An 18,140-nucleotide genomic window follows, 5' to 3' on the forward strand; every position below is an offset into this window, starting at 1 on the left:
AATGCGTATCTACAACAGCGCTACCCATAAAAAGGAAGAGTTCCAGCCCATCGAGTCCGGCAAGGTCCGCATGTACGTGTGCGGCCCCACGGTCTACGACAACATCCACATCGGCAATGCCCGCACGTTCATCAGCTTTGACGTGATTCGTCGCTGGCTCATCGCGAGCGGCTACGAGGTCACGTTCGCCCAGAACCTCACCGACGTCGACGACAAGATCATCAAGCGCGCCAACGAGCAGGGCCGTACGGCTGCCGAGGTCGCGACGGAGTTCTCCGACAAGTTCATCGGCGTCATGCGCGCCGCCAACGTGCTCGATCCCGATGTGCGCCCCCGCGCCACCAAGGAGATCGGCCCCATGATCGCCATGATCAAGACGCTTATCGAGCAGGGCCACGCTTACGCAGCCGATAACGGCGATGTGTACTTTGCCGTGCGCAGCGATCCCAACTATGGTCAGGTCTCGGGCCGCAACATCGACGACCTTATGGTTGGCGCGCGCATCGAGGAGAACGAGGACAAGAACGACCCGCTCGACTTTGCCCTGTGGAAGGCCGCCAAGCCCGGCGAGCCCAGCTGGCCGAGCCCCTGGGGCGAGGGCCGTCCCGGTTGGCACACCGAGTGCGCCGCCATGGTGCATCGCTACCTGGGCACCCCGATCGATATCCACGGCGGCGGCTCCGACCTTGCCTTCCCGCATCACGAGAACGAGTGCGCCCAGGCCACCTGCGCCTGGCACCAGGGCTTCTCCAACACCTGGATGCACACGGGCATGCTGCTGGTAGACGGCGAGAAAATGTCCAAGTCGCTCGGCAACTTCTTTACGCTGGCCGAGGTCCTCGATCAGCACTCCGCTGCCGCCCTGCGCCTGCTGATGCTGCAGACGAGCTATCGGTCGCCGCTCGACTTTTCTTGGGAGCGCCTGGAGGGTGCCGAGAATTCGCTCACGCGTATCGCCGGTACGGTCGAGAACCTGCGCTGGGCCGCGAACCATGCGACGGCCGATGCCGATGAGGCAGCATCCGAGGCGTTTGCCGCCAAGGCCGCCGAGACCCGCGCCACCTTTAAGGAGTGCATGGACGACGACTTTAACACCGCCGGTGCCATGGGTGCCGTCTTTGGCTTTGTGACCGAGTGCAACCAGTACCTGGAGCAGGCGGGCGACGCTGCCGACAAGGCCGCTGCCCTGGCCGCCGCCGATACGCTGGTCGAGCTGCTCGATACGTTTGGTGTTGAGCTTCCCGAGCCCAAGGTCGAGCTGCCGCTGGGTCTGCTGGGCGTTGCCGCCGGTCTGGTTGCCTACACGGGCGACGACGTGGACGAGGCCGCTGCCAAGATTCTCGAGGCTCGTGCCGAGGCCCGTGCCGCCAAGAACTGGGATCTGGCAGATGCCATCCGCGATCAGCTCAAGGACCTGGGCCTGACGATTGAAGATACTGCCGCGGGCACTCGTATTAAATCTCTCTAATCCCTGCGGGTTTTCCAAGTGCCCGATCTTGCCGTTCAAACCGTCGCTCGCGTACTCAAGTACGCGTCGCTCCTCTTTCACGGCAATCTCGGGCACTTGGAAAACCCGTACCGACCGCCCGAATTAATATTCATGGGCGGTCGTTTATTTTGTTTCGTTTGATAGTTGTATTTAGGAGGTCGCTTTATGGCCGACAATCGCAGGCGTTCGCCTCGTGGTGGCAAGCAGACTGCTTCTGGCTCGCGTCCGATTCGCCGCAATGACCGCGCTGCCGCTCCCAAGGGCCAGCGCGATCGCACCCAGGCCGCGCGTCCGCAGCGCGATCGTAATCGCGAGGGCGCCCAGGCTCCCAAGGGCGAGTTTATCGAAGGTCGCCGTGCTGCCGCCGAGGCGCTGCGCACCGGTTTTCCCATCAAATGCGCGCTCATTGCCGAGGGCGGGGAGCGCGATGCCGCCTTGTCGCGCTTGGTCGACGACCTCAACGCCGCGGGTGTCCGCATTAAGTATGTGCCGCGCGCGCAGCTCGACGCACTGTCGAGCCATGGCGCTCACCAGGGCATTGCGCTCGAGGTTGGCAATTTCCCCTATGCGGACGTCGCCGACATCCTCGACCGCGCGGGCGATGGCCCGGCGCTCGTCGTCGTGCTCGACCACGTGACCGACGACGGCAACTTTGGCGCCATTGTGCGCTCCGCCGAGGTCGTGGGTGCTGCGGGCGTCATCATTGCCAACAAGCGTGCCGCCGGCGTGACCGTGGGCAGCTACAAGACCTCTGCCGGTGCCGTCATGCACCTGCCTATCGCGCAGGTGCCCAACATCGCCCGTGCGCTCGACGACCTCAAGGCCGCTGGCTTTTGGGTGGGCGGTGCTTCCGAGCACGCCGAGGGCAGCTGCTGGGATGCTCCCTTCGAGGGCCGCGTGGCGCTCGTCATGGGCTCCGAGGGCGACGGCATCTCGCGCCTGGTGCTCGAGAAATGCGACTTTTTGACCAAGCTTCCCCAGCGCGGCATGACCGAGAGCCTCAACGTTGCCCAGGCGACCACGGCGCTGTGCTTTGAGTGGCTGCGTCGCAACGCCGGCGAGCTCATGGGGGAGGAGTAGCGCATGTCCAAGAAGAACCGCGCCAAGTCCAAGGCCAAGCGCTTTGGCGAAGGCTCGGCCAAGCCGATTGTTTCGGCCGCGACCTATGGTGTGGGCGGCAATGCGTTTGCGCAGGCCATCGCCGATCCGGTCTCGACGGTGCACTCCAATAAGCCCGAGCTGCTGGTGGTCGACGGCTACAACGTGATCCACTGCACGCCGCGCTACGAAAAGCTCGTGTACGACCATTCCGACGATCCGTATTCCAGCGACGTTCACGATATGGCGCGCACCGCACTCATCAACGACGTGGCGGCGTTTGCCCAGGGCCGCTACGAGGCCGTGATCGTGTTTGACGGTGCGGGCAATATCTCTAGCGAGCGCCCCAACCTGCCGGCCCGCGGCGTGCGCATCGAGTTTTCGCCGACGGGCGTTTCTGCCGATACCGTGGTACAGAAGCTCTGCATCGAGGCACGTGAGGAGGGCCGCGCGTGCTCCGTGGTATCGAGTGACGGCACAATCCAGGCCGTCGTCATGGGCAAGGGTGTTACGCGCATCTCGAGCCGCATGCTGGTGGACGAGATCAAGCAGATCGATAACGACGTTCACGAGGCAGAGGAGGCTCCGCAGATCAAGATGACTCTGGGCAGTCGCCTGAGCCCCGATGCCCTGGCCAAGCTAAAGGCCCTTCGTGGCCGGTAGGGGAGTATCTGTAGAGACCAGCTACTCGGCTGGTCAATTCACTGGCTTGTAGTTATTGGATTGTGGACTTGCCATCGCCAAAACGAATAGTTTTTTGTTTTGGCGAACAGACGAAACTATTCGTTCTGGCGAATAGTTTTGAGATGTGGTCGGTCGAAGGGCCTGTTGCGCCCCATCCTCAATTCCTTTATCCTTAACAGGCTTCGCGCGAAAGCGCCAAGTGTGCCAGTGTGGCGCAACGGTAGCGCAACTGATTTGTAATCAGTGGGTTGCAGGTTCGATTCCTGTCACTGGCTCCATGAGAGTTTCGGGCTCTGTTCCCTTGTGGGACAGGGCCCGTTTCTATTTATGTTGACATGTCAGCGGGTTTGACTCCCACCAAGCTTCAGGTTTGTCTCGATCTATAACACGGGCGGGCTGAAAACCTTTCTTACTGTTACAGAATGAGACGTAAGCGGAGGTCTCTGCGTAATATCTCGACCTGTAACAGATAGGGGAGAAAATGTTCTCTATATGTTACAGATCGAGACAAAAGCCGTGTCGAGCTCGGCTGCCCCCCCTTGAGCGTGGATTATCGGACGTACGAGCGTGGAAAATCTCCCGCTTAGTGAATGAGCGTGGAAAATCTGCCACTTTGGCCTTGGGGACACGCCAAAAGTGGGAGATTATCCACGCTCGATTTCAAACGGAAGATAATCCACGCTCGAGTCTGCCACGGAAGCCCGATCTCGACCTATATATAGGTGCAAATAGGCTGTTATCGAAGTTCGATCCTGAAGGTGTACTCCACTACGCCAAAGTGTTACCTTGGGAAATGTCACCTCTGTATCCAAAACCACTGTCCTTCACATCCAAACTCAACAAAACCGCAGGTCACGGCTATATAGATACGCCCGGAACCGTGTATCTAGAGGTTTTCGTTGACAGCCCCCAAGGTTGCATCGTATTATCTTTTTCGTTCGCGGGGGCGGCGGTCCAAAAGACCAAAGGACCTGCGGATACTTGAACGATTGGGAGTTTGCCCGAGTGGTTAATGGGGACGGGCTGTAAACCCGTTGGCTCTGCCTACATAGGTTCGAATCCTATAGCTCCCACCCGTCAAGTGCCTGTATAGCTCAGTCGGTAGAGCACTTCGTTGGTAACGAAGAGGTCACCAGTTCAAGTCTGGTTGCAGGCTCCATCCGGCGGTGTAGCTCAGTTGGTTAGAGCACACGGTTCATACCCGTGGCGTCACTGGTTCGAATCCAGTCACCGCTACCATAGGTAACACGGTGGCTTCTCAATAGTATGTTGAGAGGCCACTATGGTATAAAGGCAAAGTCCCGTCCGGGGACGACCTGTTAAGAGGAGGGCTTTATGGCCAAAGAGAAGTTTGAGCGCACTAAGCCGCATGTTAACATCGGCACCATTGGTCACGTCGACCACGGCAAGACCACGCTGACCGCTGCCATCACCAAGGTTCTCTCCGAGACCGAGGGCTGCAAGGCTGACTTCACTGCGTTCGAGAACATCGACAAGGCTCCCGAGGAGCGCGAGCGCGGCATTACGATCTCCGTCTCCCACGTCGAGTACGAGACCGCTTCCCGTCACTACGCTCACGTTGACTGCCCGGGTCACGCTGACTACGTCAAGAACATGATCTCCGGCGCTGCTCAGATGGACGGCGCTATCCTGGTCATCGCTGCTACCGACGGCCCCATGGCTCAGACTCGCGAGCACATCCTGCTCGCCCGTCAGGTCGGCGTTCCCTACATCGTCGTCTTCCTGAACAAGTGCGACATGGTCGACGATGACGAGCTTATCGACCTCGTCGAGATGGAGACCCGTGAGCTCCTCTCCGAGTACGATTTCCCCGGCGACGACATCCCCGTCATCCGTGGTTCCGCTCTGGGCGCTCTCGAGGGCGACGCCAAGTGGATGGACGCCATTCGCGAGCTCATGAACGCTGTCGACGAGTACATCCCGACGCCTGCTCGCAACAACGACCTCCCGTTCCTGATGGCCGTTGAGGACGTTATGACCATCTCCGGCCGTGGTACCGTTGCTACCGGCCGTGTCGAGCGCGGTGAGCTCAAGCTCAACGAGCCCGTCGAGATTGTCGGCATCAAGGATACCCAGAACACCGTCGTTACCGGTATCGAGATGTTCCGTAAGTCCATGGACTTCTGCGAGGCTGGCGACAACGTCGGTCTGCTGCTCCGCGGCATCAAGCGCGAGGACATCGAGCGCGGCCAGGTTCTCTGCAAGCCCGGTTCGGTTACCCCGCACACCAAGTTCACCGGTGAGATCTACGTTCTGACCAAGGAGGAGGGCGGCCGTCACACCCCGTTCTTCGATGGTTATCGTCCTCAGTTCTACTTCCGTACCACCGACGTTACCGGTACGGTCAAGCTCCCCGAGGGCACCGAGATGGCTATGCCTGGTGACCACATCACCATCGAGGGCGACCTCATCCACCCGATCGCCATGGAGGAGGGCCTGCGCTTCGCTATCCGCGAGGGTGGCCACACCGTCGGTTCGGGCATCGTCTCCACGATCATTGAGTAAATTAGCTCTTTGATATAGCTGACTTAGAGAACCCGGCACTTATATGGGTGCCGGGTTCTTTTCTGCAATGGATATTGAGCCGTTGCTGGTGTCGAGAGGATCGATAATGGTCCTGGATGCACCGTCGATTAGCTCTCGATGGCTTCATTGATGTGTTCCAAATATGAATGGATCCACCGAGAACCAATTGACTCGAGGTTTTCATTGACAGCACTTACGTGGAGCTGATAAAGTAACAACTCGTGCCCGTACGGGGCGGAAATGAAAGGTTCAGGATACATGCGTACTCTAGTTACTCTTGCGTGCACTGAGTGCAAGCGCCGCAACTATACGACCACCAAGAACAAGTCGACCATGCCTGATCGTATGGAGATCAAGAAGTATTGCCCCTGGTGCCGTCACCACACGCTGCACAAAGAGACTCGCTAGTCTCTAGTCACATACGCCAGTAGTTCAATTGGTAGAGCATCGGTCTCCAAAACCGAGTGTTGAGGGTTCGAGTCCTTCCTGGCGTGCCAGTCATTATTCCGTAAGCTCCCACTTGGGGGCTTACGGTTTACTCATGTATAAGCGCATTGCGCGGAGGTAACCCAAATGGCCAACAAGAAGAACAAGAAGAAGGCTCAGCAGCCGGCACCTGCCAACAACGCTGCCGCCAACTCCAAGGTTGAGGCCAAGAAGGCCGTTGCCAAGAAGAACGAGAAGGCTGCGAAGTCCAAGAAGAACGAGAAGCCTGGTTTCTTCGCCCGCACCAAGAAGTATTTCGCTTCGGTCAAGTCCGAGATGAAGCGTGTCACGTGGCCCGATAAGAAGGAGCTCGTGAACTACTCGGTCGTCGTTTGTGCTTCTCTGGTCGTCGTCGGCGTCGTCATCGCTCTGCTCGATGCTGGCTTTGGCGAGGCTCTTGCTCTGTTCTCTGGATTGAGGGGCTAAACCATGTCTAAGCGTTGGTACGTCGTTCACACTTACTCCGGATACGAGAACCGCGTAAAGTCCGATCTCGAGCATCGTATCGAGACCATGGGCATGCAGGACCGTATCTTTGATATCGAGATTCCTATGGAGCGTGTCACCGAGATTAAAGAGGGTGGCAAGCGTGAGACCAAGGATTCCAAGATCTTCCCGGGTTATGTCCTGGTCCGCATGGAGATGGATGACGATGCTTGGACGTGCGTTCGTAACACGCCTGGCGTCACCGGTTTCCTGGGCGGCAACGGCAAGCCCGCTCCGCTTTCCCGCGACGAGTACAACAAGATGACTCGTCGTCCCGGTAAGGGCGATTCGCCCAAGCGCACCTCGGTCGATATTCAGGTCGGCACGTCCGTCCGCGTCACCGATGGCCCGCTTACCGACTTTGATGGCAAGGTCTCCGAGGTTAACACCGAGGCTGGCAAGCTCAAGGTCACGCTGATGATCTTTGGCCGCGAGACGCCGGTCGAGCTCGACTTTAACCAGGTCGCTGTCATCGCTTAAGTTTTCGTCCGTTCGCGCGAGCGTGCTTCTTCTGTGACTGCTCATCTCAGGAGTGCTTCTAACACGTGCGTGCTTACGATATAGCAAGTACTTCACACTCGTGATTCGAAAGGAATGACCATGGCTGAGAAGAAGGTTGCCAACGTCATTAAGCTCCAGATTCCTGCTGGTGCAGCTAACCCCGCTCCTCCCGTCGGCCCCGCCCTGGGCGCTGCTGGCGTGAACATCATGCAGTTCTGCCAGGCCTTTAACGCCGAGACGCAGGACAAGAAGGGCGACATCATCCCCGTTGAGATTTCTGTCTACGAGGATAAGTCCTTCTCCTTCATCACCAAGACCCCGCCGGCGGCTCACCTCATCAAGAAGGAGCTGAACCTCAAGTCTGGTTCCGCTAAGCCCCAGGCCGACAAGGTTGGTCAGCTCTCCCAGGAGCAGCTCACCAAGATCGCCGAGATCAAGATGCCGGACCTCAATGCCAACGACATTGACGCCGCCAAGAAGATCATCGCCGGTACCGCCCGTTCCATGGGCGTCACCATCGCTGAGTAGCGATTTCTTATGGTAACGACGGGTGCTCCGACCTGGGCGCCCGTTAAATGTGTGCAATAGGGCACACGATACGATGTGGGAGGGCTCACGCCCGTTTAACCACAGGAGGTAATGCACATGGCTAAGCATGGTAAGAGCTATAACGCCGCTGCCGAGAAGATCGACCGCGCCACGCTCTACACCCCCCTTCAGGCTGCCAAGCTCATCAAGGAGCTCGACACCGCCAAGTTCGACGAGACCGTCGAGGCCCACTTCCGTCTGGGCATCGATACTCGTAAGGCTGACCAGAACATCCGTGGTTCCATCTCCCTGCCCCACGGCACCGGCAAGACCGTTCGTGTTGCCGTCTTCGCCGAGGGCGAGAAGGCCCGCGAGGCCGAGGCTGCCGGCGCCGACATCATCGGTTCCGACGAGCTCGTCGCCCAGATCCAGAAGGGCGAGATCAACTTCGACGCCGCTATCGCTACGCCGAATATGATGGCCAAGGTTGGCCGCATCGGTAAGATCCTTGGTCCCCGTGGCCTCATGCCGAACCCCAAGCTCGGCACCGTGACCATGGACGTCGCCAAGATGGTCTCCGAGCTCAAGGCTGGCCGCGTTGAGTACCGCGCCGACCGCTACGGCATCTGCCACGTGCCCCTGGGCAAGAAGTCCTTCTCTGAGCAGCAGCTCGTCGAGAACTACGCTGCCCTGTACACCGAGATCCTGCGCGTCAAGCCCTCTTCTGCTAAGGGCAAGTACGTCAAGTCCATCTCCGTGTCTTCCACCATGGGCCCTGGCGTCAAGGTCGATCCCGCTATCCAGCGCGACTTCCTGGCTGAGTAACTAACAGTTACTGCCTGAGCAAAGCAAGCATTGCTAAAGAGACCCGGTTCTGCCTCGTGCAGAACCGGGTCTCTTGCTTTTGAGTCAACGAAACCACCACGAAGGGGACAGGCACCCTTGTGGTGGTTTTACTTGTGTTGTACTTTAGCGCGATGTAGTACTACCCGAGGCCGAAGGGAGCCCAACATGTTTAAGAACACGCAACAGCTCCTAGGCCTAGCGCTACTAGATTGGATAGCGCGCTAGGGTTGTTATCTCGCTATAACGATTTGTTGTACCCGGGTGCGCTATCGTCTGCCGCTTTCAGGCGTGATGAGCGACACGGGTATTTTTCTATCTCTAGGCCTTCTCTCTCTCCTGAAAGCCATCTGTCATAAAACGGTCAATCAGGAGGAACATATAAGCCGCAAAATCACAATCTTTGACGCCACCCTGTGCGACGGTGAGCAGTCGCCGGGCGCCAGCATGAATACCGAGGAAAAGCTCTTCATCGCCCGCCAGCTGGTGCGCATGAACGTGGACGTTATCGAGGCGGGCTTTCCCATCTCGAGTCCTGGTGACTTTCGCTCCGTACAGGAGATTGGCAAGATTGCGGGCGACCGATGCACGGTATGCGGCCTGACGCGCGCTGTCGACAGGGATATCGAAGTGGCTGCAGAGGCGCTCAAAACGGCCCAGAGGCCCCGTATCCATACAGGGCTGGGTGTGAGCACCAGTCACCTGCGCGACAAGCTCCATATGACTGAGGAAAGGGCAATTGAGTGAGCGATCCATGCCGTCAAACATGCTCGCAAGTTCGTTGACGATGTTGAGTTTTATGCCGAGGATGCCGGCCGCTCCGATCAGGAGTTTCTGGTGCGCATTATCGAGGCGGCCGTAAAGGCCGGTGCCACGGTCGTGAACATCCCCGATACGATGGGCTACAACATGCCGTGGGACTTTGGCGCCCGCATCCGTGACCTGCGCGGGCGCTGCGGGTGCGGCCGGTCAGCGTGCGGTCGACGTGATGGAGTATCGCGAGTACGAGATTGAGCGCATTGCGCGCCAGGCATTTGAGGCGGCGCGCAAACGTCGCGGCAAGGTGACGAGCGTTGATAAGCGCAACGTGCTGGAGACGAGCCGCATGTGGCGCGAGATCGTGCATCGCGTGCAAGACGAGGAGTACTCCGACGTGGAGCTTGAGGACCTGCTCGTCGACAACGCCGCCATGCAGCTCATCAGTCGACCGGCAGACTTTGACGTCGTGGTGACGGAGAACATGTTCGGCGACATCCTGTCCGATGAGGCGGCTCAGATTACCGGATCGCTCGGTATGCTTGCCTCTGCCTCGCTGGATGATGGCGTATCGCTGTTTGGGCCGAGCGCTGGCAGCGCTCCTGACATCGCGGGGCTCGGCGTGGCCAATCCGCTGGCTCAAATCTTGTCGGTGGCGATGCTGCTGACCTACGCGCTCGACATGGGCGAGCAAGCCGCGTGGATCGAGAGCGCCGTGGCGCGTGTGCTCGACGAGGGCTGGCGCACCCGTGACATCGCCGATGTCAACACCCCGGCAGATAAGATCCTCGGCACCACGACGATGGGCGACAAGGTCGTCGCCGCGCTGTAGGCGATGCCGATTCAAGCTGTCAAATATCTCAATCTGTAACATCTAAGGGGCAAAATCGTTCCTACCTGTTACAGATTGAGATTTTCGGCCGAGCATCCGTGGTCTGTCTCGATCTGTAACAGCTAACCGATTATTTGGGCCCTACCTGTTACAGATTGAGACAAACCGTTGGGACAGGTCGGACGAGTCAGCAAAACCACCACAAAGGTGCCGGTCCCCTTCGTGGTGGTTTTTAGCGCAACGAGGTGTTCCCAGCCGACCATACGGGCGGCCTTGCGCTCACGCTGCTCGATGACAGCGCATCTTTAGACGCGAAGTGCGGAACCGGGTGCATATACGAGCCGCGTAGCGTTACGAATTCATGGGAATGACCGTATCGCCAATTTGTACGCTTGCAATCTTGTCTGTGTCACAAACTTGCGAGAACGGCCAGGTCTTGTGGACATCAGTGGTGCCGTTATCCAGTTTATTTGCGAAATAGCCGCTGTGGCTGGTTGCGTCCTCAACATGACCGTCTTTGAACGTCACGATGAGGGGTATGTTGCCAACGGCATCCATAGACTCCTCCATGTTTTGAGACATCTTGCCGCTGTTGTTGTCGTGTTCGATGGAACGATCTATGTTGTAGCGGACTGAAACGCCAACGCAGGATACGGTGGCCTCTTGAATCGTCGCCTTGGTGCCGTTAAAGTTGACCGATTTGGGCGCGGGAATCGTAACGGATGTATCTTCGTAATTCAGCTGGAACTTAAGATCCCATGGGCCCGTAAGTATTTTCTTATACTCGGGAAGCTCTTTGCCAGCACGTGGCACAACGAGAGAGTTGATATGCGTGCGGACGGTCCTGCCCATAAGGCCGGGTGATTCAACGCTGAACTGTGCAAAGTATTGAATGCTGGAGTCATTGGGGTTCTTGTCAATGAGCCATGATTGGCCTTGGCCGCCATGCTCGCCATCAACGTATACGTTTCCATCGACACTTCCGGCGATAGTTCCGTTCTCGCCCGGCTCGGAAAGCTTTTTCAGGGCAGCGGGATCGTCGAACGTAAGCGTATAGGCGATGGTAACCATATCCTTGTCGCCCATGATGGCGTCGGCGGTCACGGTGACTCCGTTGTTGGAGCAGCTAGCACCGACGGGCCGGCCAATACGGTCGATGATCTCGGTTTGAGAAGCAGGTCCGTCAAAGATGTCGGAAAGCATGTCAGAAGGAAGCGGCAGGACGCCTGTTGCCATAGCCGTGCCAGCGCCTCCAATGACGATAGCGAGGACTGCCGTTACAGCGGCAATGCGAGCGACTGTTCTTACGGGATGGCGGGCGATGCGCGGCTTGCGTCGCGTGCCATTAAAGTTGCTTTGAGCGGTCGCCGCATCGCTCGAGGCGACGGACTGAGCAATCGAGTTTGCCATGTGCTGCTTCGCATTATCGGTAAACGAAATGTGCTCCAGGGCGTGGCGATAGTCATTCGAATTCGTAGTCATTGTGGTCTCCTTTCAAGGAAAGCCGAAGTGACGCACGTCCGCGGCTAAGGTGCTGGGCGGTTGCAGCTGGCGTCGCGTGAACGGCGTCTGCGATTTCCCTGATGCTCATGCCTGCGTAGTAGTGCAAAAAGATGGCGATGCGCTGTGCTTGAGGCAGGGCCGTGACAGCGGAAAGAATGGCACAGTCGCGTTGCGCGAATTCTTGCTCGGTATGTGTTACGGGTGCGCAGAAATCGGGGAGCGAATCGAGGTCGACAACCGGGTGATTCGCGTGCGTACGGCCGATATCGCGACATGCGTTCAGTGCGACTCGGATCACCCAAGCACGTTCGTGTTCGAGCGAGTCGAACGGTTGAGTGCGTTGGAGAATCTTGATCAGCGTGTCCTGGCAGATGTCTTGAGCGTCGTCAGCGGATCCAAGGGCCGAATAGCACAATCGAAGGATGAGGTCGGAATACGTGTCGACCAAGCGCTTTGCTTCCCGCTCGATCTGATCGGCATCGCATCGGAGCGTGCTATTGCGGTTACGGCGTGCAGGCATAGTGTCACCTCCAATTGGTCGTGGTGGATATAGGGAAGGCGTCTCGCGAGGTCCCTCTACATACAACACGGTCGAGACTGCATAAGTTGACAAAAAAAGACGGCACGTGAGCGCCGTCCTTACAAAACAATGAGTGTTCTCGTTAATTACACAAGCACCGTGATGGACAGGTCGGACGAGTCAGCAAAACCACCATAAAGGTGCCTATCCCCTTCGTGGTGGTTGTTGGCAGTTACCAGGGGGTTCTGGCGGTTGAAGACTCGATTGCTTCGTGGCGTTTGAGCTCGCGGCGCATGGTTTGCGAGTTGAGCCAAGCGGCCTTCCAACCGCGCGTGGGGTAGCGCGCCTCGTCAATTTCGATCTTGGTATAGCCGCAGGCGTTGACAATCTTCGTTCCGCATGGGTGTTGGCGCTCGCGTTGAAAGTTGGGGCCGTAGCTTTGGTGCACATGCCCGTGAATCATATAGTCGGGACCCCAAGACTCAAGAGCCGCATTAAAGCACTCGAATCCTCGATGCGGCAGGTCGTCCAGGTCGCCCATGCCTGCGACGGGTGCATGGGTAAGTAGAATATCGCATCCGTCTACCAGTGCGATTTTTCGCGATAGCTTGCGCATGCGTTTTGCCATCTCGCGCTCGGTATACATGTTCGCGCCGTCGCGGTAGCGCATGGAGCCGCCAAGCCCCGCAATGCGGATGCCGCGATACACGTACACGGTGTCTTCGACACAAATGCAGCCGCCCGGTGCATGACGCGCATAGCGGTCATCGTGATTGCCACGCACGTAGATGAGCGGTTTGTTGATGACCGTGACCAAAAACTCAAGATAATCCGGGTCCAGATCTCCTGCGGATAAAATCAAATCGATACCCTCAAAGCGCTCCTTGCGAAAGCACTCCCATAGGCATCGTTCTTCGGTATCGGCTATGGCAAGGATTTTCATAGGGCGCGGACCTTCGGCTCATCGTCGAGTTGCGGAATGGTGCCCACCACGTTGTCGGCCAGCCAGTCCATCTCGACGATTTGCGTGCTCGGCAGCGGGGGAAAGCCCTCGATCTGCACCACGCCGTCTTGGCTATGGAGCTCGCCGCCAAATGGATTGATGGAGCCCTCGACGATGCCATTGCGGAGGAGCTGAACAAGCTTGCGCGTCTGGTAGGGCAGGCCCGGAGCATAACGGATGTCGATAACGCCCGAGCTCATGCCATACCAGTAGTTGACGGCGCGAACCTGGCTGTCGTCACTGGTCTCATCCCAGGTGCCGTGCAGCAGACTTCGCACGATAAGCTCGTAGTATCGGCCCCAATTCCATACCGGCATGGCGATGCCGGCGACCTTGCCATCGACCAGGCGGTGAAGTCCGTAGGCCGTAGGGTCTTCGAGCGACTTTGACATGTCAGCGCCGGTCATGACGCTCACGCCCTCGCGGCACATGGCCTCGGCAAGGCCTCCGGCGGGCACATCGCCCCAGGTCAGGATAATTTGCGCGCGGGGGTCGAGCAGCGAGGCGCCGATGGCAAAGGCGTTGATCTCGCTAAGTGCGCCCGACGCAAAGACCGACGCGTGGTAGCCAATGCGATGGTTGTCCACCATGCTGGCCGCAAGGGCGCCCAGCAGAAACTTTGCCTCGTACATCTTCCCAAAATACGAGCGCACGCTTTGGTGGGGAAGGCCGATGGAGCAGTTGAGGAACCGAACCTGGGGATACTCAACGGCTGCCCTGAGCGTGTATTCCATCAGGCGATGCGAGGTCGAGAAGATGACGTTGTCTCCATGTTTGACAGCCGTTTCCACGGCGGCGTAGAACACGTCCGGATCGTGGCAGTCCTCAAACGCCTCGGTGCGCACGATACCGCCAAAGTGCTCATCGAGATACTGGCGCCCTTGATCGTGCAGGCTGTCCCAGCTCGACGTCGAACAGGGGAACTCATGGATAAAGGCGATGCGTAGGGGGTTGGCCACCGAGTAGACGGTCTTGCCCATAAAGAAGTTGAGCACGCCGGAGGTGGACTTGGCGGGTGTCTCTTCCTCATCGACGCTCGGTGCCTCGACAAGATCGACCTTGTCCTCGTCATTTTTGCCGGCAATGACCAGCTCGCGCCAAATCTTGCACAGGCGGTTTACGACGATGTCCGTCGGCGTATCCAGCAGGCGGTCCTGGTTGTACACGTTGAGGTAGACGAGCATGGCGTCGGCGGGCGTAATGTCCAGATGGTCGCCGCCGGCGCGCAGGTAGGCGCGTTTAAAGAGTAGGAAGGTGTGGCGCAGGTAGTCGACCTTTTTCTGTGGCCACTTTTCGACAAGGTCCTGTCCGAGCATCTTGGCGAGCGTCTCGTAGCTTCCCTCGCGCGAGAACTCGATCTCGTATAGGGGACAGACGCACCAAAACGCGCAGAACTCGCCGTACAGGCGACTTTCGACGGAATCCCATTTGCCGGGGTAGAGACGGGTGACCTTGGCCGAAACCGTCGGGGCGTCTAGGAATTTGAGGACGCTGACGCGCTTGTTGCCCTCCTGGACGTAAAACCGATGCATGAACTCGGTGACGATGATGGGGTCGCGATAGCCCTCGGTCACCTGGATGTCGTAGAGGTTGGACCACTTGTGGGCGAACTCGGTGTTAAATGGCAACAGGGGCATAAAGTTGCACGAAAAGGCAGACTGACGGCCCTTGGTAACCGTGCCGACGACCATTTCGAGCGGAATGTCCCTTAGGCCGACGCTCTCTCGCTGACCTAAGGGGAGCTGGGCAACGAGGCTATCGAGGTCCGTAAGGTATGGGTGCTCGCTTTGGCTGATGGCGTGACGGCGTCCCTGCTCGCCGCGCTTGCGTGCTTGACGATAGGCCTCTTCCATGGTGTCTACTCCCTTAGTCGTTTAAACAACGATATGAATCATGGTACCACGATGCGAAACCACCACAATGGTGCCTGTCCCCTTTGCGGTGGTTTTAGGCGATGATGGGGGCGATGGCGCGGATGCAGGCGTCGGCTGCCGTGAAAGTGGTGCTGTCGTCGCTGACGATAAAGATGATCTTGCCCTTAATGCCAAAGTCGCCGATCTCGCTAAAGAGCACATACGGCTCCTTGTCAAAACCCGAGATGGGCGAGACGGCCGTTTTAGTGGCGCTGGTCAGCTCGTCTGCCAGTGCGTCGAGCGAAGCCCATTTTGAGGGGTCTTTCACCGCGACGGGGACGGCTACGCGCCCAAAGGGCATCAAATGCACGAGCGTGTTCTTGGAGATGTTGGAGTTGGGGACGATGATAGTCTGCCCGCAGGCATCTTCGATGGTCGTGTGGCGCCAGGTGATGTCCTGGACCACGCCTGATACACCACCGACCTCGATGTTGTCGCCAGGCTTGATGATGCCCATAAAGGTCACCTGCATGCCGCCGATAAGGTTTGAGAGCGTGTCCTGAAAGCCCAGGGAGATGGCGATGCCGCCGACGCCAAGAGCGGCGACGAGCGCGTTTGCGTTAATGCCAAAGCAGTTGTCGAGGATAAAGCTGCCGCCGATCATCCAGATGACGGCGCGAGCGATGTTGATGAAGATGCTCGATGCTGGAAGCGGGTTATCGTCGCGGTTGAGTAGGTGGCGCAGCGTCTTGGAAACGACTTTGGTGGCGATTGCCGTGCCTATCGCCAAGATGACGGCCCAGATGATGTTGTGGACCCACCGTTGCTCAAAAAAATGAAGAATCGGCTCAAACAATTCCATGTAGGGAAAACCTCCTAATGATCATTCAACCATGATACCCACCAAAAAGCCCGTCCGATAACATCGGACGGGCCGATAACTTGAGATGGGGCGGTCGCGGTGGCGTAAGCTGGGGCGCCGGCGAGCACGCCGGTAAGGAGTGCGGCGGTCAAGCAAGACGGGGAAGAGGTCTTCTCATGGCAGTTTCCTTAGTTCTTAACCAGTGGTCCCTGCTGACGCTGGATTATCGACATAATATGCGAAAACCGCCGCAAAGGCGTCTGTCCCTTTGCGGCGGTTTTGACGTTTGCGCAAATAAAACCTGCCAAAATAAACCTGTCCCTTTTTGGCAGGTTTTAGCTCAGCAGCATGCGGTCGTTGGCGAGCTCGCCGCCCGAGACCTCCTCGAACTTCTGCAGTAGGTCGGCGACGGTGAGCGACTTTTTCTCGTCGCCTGCCACATCGTAGATCACGTGGCCCTCGTGCATCATGATCAGACGGTTGCCCAGACGGATGGCGTCGTTCATGTTGTGTGTGACCATGAGTGTGGTCAAGTGGTTCTCGTCGACGATCTCCTCGGTCAGGTTGAGTACCTTCGATGCCGTCTTGGGGTCGAGGGCCGCCGTGTGCTCGTCGAGCAGCAGCAGGCGCGGCTTGGTGAGCGTGGCCATGAGCAAGGTGAGTGCCTGGCGCTGGCCGCCCGAGAGCAGACCGACCTTGGCGTTGAGGCGCGTGTCCAGACCGAGGTCCAGGCGCTTGAGCAGTTCAACGTACTCGTCCTTCTCGGCCTTGGTGACGCCCCACGAAAGACCGCGACGCTGGCCGCGGCGCTTGGCGAGGGCCAAGTTCTCGGCAATCTGCATGTCGGCTGCGGTGCCGCGCATGGGGTCCTGGAACACGCGGCCCAGGTACTTGGCGCGCTGCGACTCGCTCAGACGCGAGATGTCGGTGCCGTCGAGCTCGATAACGCCCGAATCGAGCGGATATACGCCGGCGATGATGTTGAGCAGCGTGGATTTGCCGGCGCCGTTACCGCCGATCACGGTTACAAAGTCGCCGTCGTTGAGGGTAAGGTCGACGCCGGTAAGAGCGCGCTTCTCGGTGACGGTGCCCTTGTTAAAGGTCTTCTTGACGTGTGAGAGCTTAAGCATCTACTTCATCCCCCTTCGTGTAGGAGCTGCGGAGCTTATAGCGCTCCCAAACCACGGGCACGCACAGGGCCACGGCGACGATTACGGCGGAGAGCAGCTTCATGTCGTTGGCGTCCATGCCCAACTGCAGCACGATGGCGCGGATAAGGAAGTACACCACGGAGCCAAAGATGGCGGAGGCAAGACGGACACTAAACTGAGTGAGACCGCCGGGCAGCAGGCGGCCGAGCACCTCGCCGATAACAATGGCAGCAAGACCGATAACGATGGCACCGGTGCCCATACCAATGTCGGCGTACTTCTGGCTCTGGCAGATGAGCGCGCCCGAAAGGCCGATGAGGGCGTTGGAGAGCACGAGGGCGATCATCTTGGTGGAGTTGGTGTTGACGCCCAGGGCGCGGATCATGTACTCGTTGTTGCCGGTGGCGCGTAGTGCCGAGCCGATCTCGGTGCCAAAGAACCAATACAGGATGGCAACGATAGCCACAGCGAGCAAGATGCCCAGGATGATGGCGACGGTGGACTGCGGCAGGCCCGTCATGTTGCTGACAGACGAGAAGATGGTGCCCTTGGCAAGGATGGGCGTATTGGATTTGCCCATGATGCGCAGGTTGATGGACCACAGGCTGATCTGGGTGAGGATTCCGGCGAGGATCGCGGGAATCTCAAAGACGGTGGTCAAAATGCCCGTGATGGCGCCCGCGATGGCACCGGCACACATGCCGGCCAAAACAGCGAGCAGCGGGTCGACATTATCATTGACGATGAGTACGGCGCAGACACAGCCGCCGAGGGCAAAGCTGCCGTCGCAGGTCATATCGGGGATGTCGAGCAGGCGGAACGTGATAAACACGCCAAGCACCATAATGCCCCAGAGGACGCCCTGCGAAACGGCGCCCTGCAATGCAATGAGCATGCTTCATACCTCCTAGGATAGGGTGGACACGTGATTTTCCATAATAGCGGTACCAATGCATAAAAGAGCTGCGGACGGATGTTTTGTCTCATCCGAAACAAGC

Annotated in this window: 17 protein-coding genes, 5 tRNA genes and 1 pseudogene; 16 read left to right on the forward strand and 7 right to left on the reverse strand. The window is 58.4% G+C overall.

Translation table 11 applies throughout. The features are described from left to right. Position 1: 1 nt before the first annotated feature. The 16 genes and pseudogenes from cysS (at position 2) to DWY05_RS04475 (ending at position 10,250) form a co-directional block, all read left to right on the forward strand. Positions 2 to 1,468 carry a cysteine--tRNA ligase gene (cysS, locus tag DWY05_RS04400; RefSeq protein WP_117820781.1) on the forward strand — a complete coding sequence of 489 codons (1,467 nt, stop codon included), beginning with the start codon at positions 2 to 4 and terminating at the stop codon, positions 1,466 to 1,468. 186 nt (positions 1,469 to 1,654) lie between these two features. Then, the gene (gene rlmB / locus DWY05_RS04405; protein WP_117820782.1) at positions 1,655 to 2,569 is read left to right on the forward strand and encodes a 23S rRNA (guanosine(2251)-2'-O)-methyltransferase RlmB; all 915 of its coding nucleotides are present in this window, start codon (positions 1,655 to 1,657) and stop codon (positions 2,567 to 2,569) included. Between the two features lie 3 nt (positions 2,570 to 2,572). After that, complete coding sequence (locus DWY05_RS04410) at positions 2,573 to 3,250, forward strand: NYN domain-containing protein (protein ID WP_006234978.1); 678 nt, start codon at positions 2,573 to 2,575, stop codon at positions 3,248 to 3,250. 224 nt (positions 3,251 to 3,474) lie between these two features. Next, positions 3,475 to 3,549 (forward strand) — tRNA-Thr (locus DWY05_RS04415). A gap of 713 nt (positions 3,550 to 4,262) precedes the next feature. Next, a tRNA-Tyr gene (locus tag DWY05_RS04420) sits at positions 4,263 to 4,344 on the forward strand. A 10-nt stretch (positions 4,345 to 4,354) separates the two neighbouring features. Next, positions 4,355 to 4,430: transfer RNA gene (locus DWY05_RS04425), tRNA-Thr, on the forward strand. A 3-nt stretch (positions 4,431 to 4,433) separates the two neighbouring features. Continuing rightward, positions 4,434 to 4,510 (forward strand) — tRNA-Met (locus tag DWY05_RS04430). A gap of 96 nt (positions 4,511 to 4,606) precedes the next feature. Continuing rightward, positions 4,607 to 5,797 carry an elongation factor Tu gene (gene tuf, locus DWY05_RS04435; RefSeq protein ID WP_089572520.1) on the forward strand — a complete coding sequence of 397 codons (1,191 nt, stop codon included), beginning with the start codon at positions 4,607 to 4,609 and terminating at the stop codon, positions 5,795 to 5,797. A 279-nt stretch (positions 5,798 to 6,076) separates the two neighbouring features. Beyond that, positions 6,077 to 6,226, forward strand: coding sequence for a 50S ribosomal protein L33 (rpmG, locus tag DWY05_RS04440; protein WP_022093895.1), 150 nt, complete (start codon positions 6,077 to 6,079; stop codon positions 6,224 to 6,226). Between the two features lie 13 nt (positions 6,227 to 6,239). Further along, positions 6,240 to 6,315 (forward strand) — tRNA-Trp (locus DWY05_RS04445). 76 nt (positions 6,316 to 6,391) lie between these two features. Beyond that, positions 6,392 to 6,730, forward strand: a complete 339-nt coding sequence (secE, locus tag DWY05_RS04450) for a preprotein translocase subunit SecE (protein ID WP_117635375.1) — start codon at positions 6,392 to 6,394, stop codon at positions 6,728 to 6,730. Between the two features lie 3 nt (positions 6,731 to 6,733). Then, complete coding sequence (nusG, locus tag DWY05_RS04455) at positions 6,734 to 7,270, forward strand: transcription termination/antitermination protein NusG (RefSeq protein ID WP_006234984.1); 537 nt, start codon at positions 6,734 to 6,736, stop codon at positions 7,268 to 7,270. 120 nt (positions 7,271 to 7,390) lie between these two features. Then, positions 7,391 to 7,819, forward strand: coding sequence for a 50S ribosomal protein L11 (gene rplK, locus DWY05_RS04460; protein ID WP_022093893.1), 429 nt, complete (start codon positions 7,391 to 7,393; stop codon positions 7,817 to 7,819). A 117-nt stretch (positions 7,820 to 7,936) separates the two neighbouring features. After that, complete coding sequence (gene rplA / locus DWY05_RS04465; protein ID WP_089572518.1) at positions 7,937 to 8,644, forward strand: 50S ribosomal protein L1; 708 nt, start codon at positions 7,937 to 7,939, stop codon at positions 8,642 to 8,644. 465 nt (positions 8,645 to 9,109) lie between these two features. Further along, positions 9,110 to 9,676, forward strand: a pseudogene (locus DWY05_RS04470) (hypothetical protein). Continuing rightward, positions 9,585 to 10,250, forward strand: a complete 666-nt coding sequence (locus DWY05_RS04475) for an isocitrate/isopropylmalate family dehydrogenase (RefSeq protein ID WP_226790685.1) — start codon at positions 9,585 to 9,587, stop codon at positions 10,248 to 10,250. Before DWY05_RS04470 ends, DWY05_RS04475 begins: the two are co-directional and overlap by 92 nt. A gap of 351 nt (positions 10,251 to 10,601) precedes the next feature. Here DWY05_RS04475 and DWY05_RS04480 read toward each other — a convergent pair whose 3' ends face one another. From DWY05_RS04480 to DWY05_RS04510, 7 genes are all read right to left on the reverse strand, one after another. Next, positions 10,602 to 11,732, reverse strand: a complete 1,131-nt coding sequence (locus tag DWY05_RS04480; protein ID WP_117635373.1) for a DUF4179 domain-containing protein — start codon at positions 11,730 to 11,732, stop codon at positions 10,602 to 10,604. Beyond that, positions 11,713 to 12,273, reverse strand: a complete 561-nt coding sequence (locus DWY05_RS04485) for an RNA polymerase sigma factor (protein WP_117583099.1) — start codon at positions 12,271 to 12,273, stop codon at positions 11,713 to 11,715. The genes DWY05_RS04480 and DWY05_RS04485 overlap by 20 nt, the downstream gene beginning before the upstream one ends. Before the next feature lie 232 nt (positions 12,274 to 12,505). Next, complete coding sequence (locus DWY05_RS04490) at positions 12,506 to 13,216, reverse strand: metallophosphoesterase (RefSeq protein ID WP_117820783.1); 711 nt, start codon at positions 13,214 to 13,216, stop codon at positions 12,506 to 12,508. Continuing rightward, entirely contained in the window at positions 13,213 to 15,129 is a 1,917-nt protein-coding gene (locus tag DWY05_RS04495; protein ID WP_117820784.1) for a BMP family ABC transporter substrate-binding protein, read from the reverse strand. Before DWY05_RS04495 ends, DWY05_RS04490 begins: the two co-directional genes overlap by 4 nt. A 94-nt stretch (positions 15,130 to 15,223) precedes the next feature. Next, complete coding sequence (locus DWY05_RS04500) at positions 15,224 to 15,991, reverse strand: mechanosensitive ion channel family protein (RefSeq protein ID WP_117820785.1); 768 nt, start codon at positions 15,989 to 15,991, stop codon at positions 15,224 to 15,226. A 335-nt stretch (positions 15,992 to 16,326) separates the two neighbouring features. Then, positions 16,327 to 17,121 (reverse strand): ABC transporter ATP-binding protein, encoded by a 795-nt coding sequence (locus tag DWY05_RS04505; RefSeq protein WP_117837215.1) that lies wholly within the window; start codon positions 17,119 to 17,121, stop codon positions 16,327 to 16,329. Continuing rightward, entirely contained in the window at positions 17,114 to 18,037 is a 924-nt protein-coding gene (locus DWY05_RS04510) for an ABC transporter permease (protein WP_117583096.1), read from the reverse strand. Before DWY05_RS04510 ends, DWY05_RS04505 begins: the two co-directional genes overlap by 8 nt. Positions 18,038 to 18,140 lie beyond the last annotated feature (103 nt).

The organism is Collinsella sp. AF23-4AC (assembly GCF_003462685.1).
GTDB lineage: Bacteria > Actinomycetota > Coriobacteriia > Coriobacteriales > Coriobacteriaceae > Collinsella.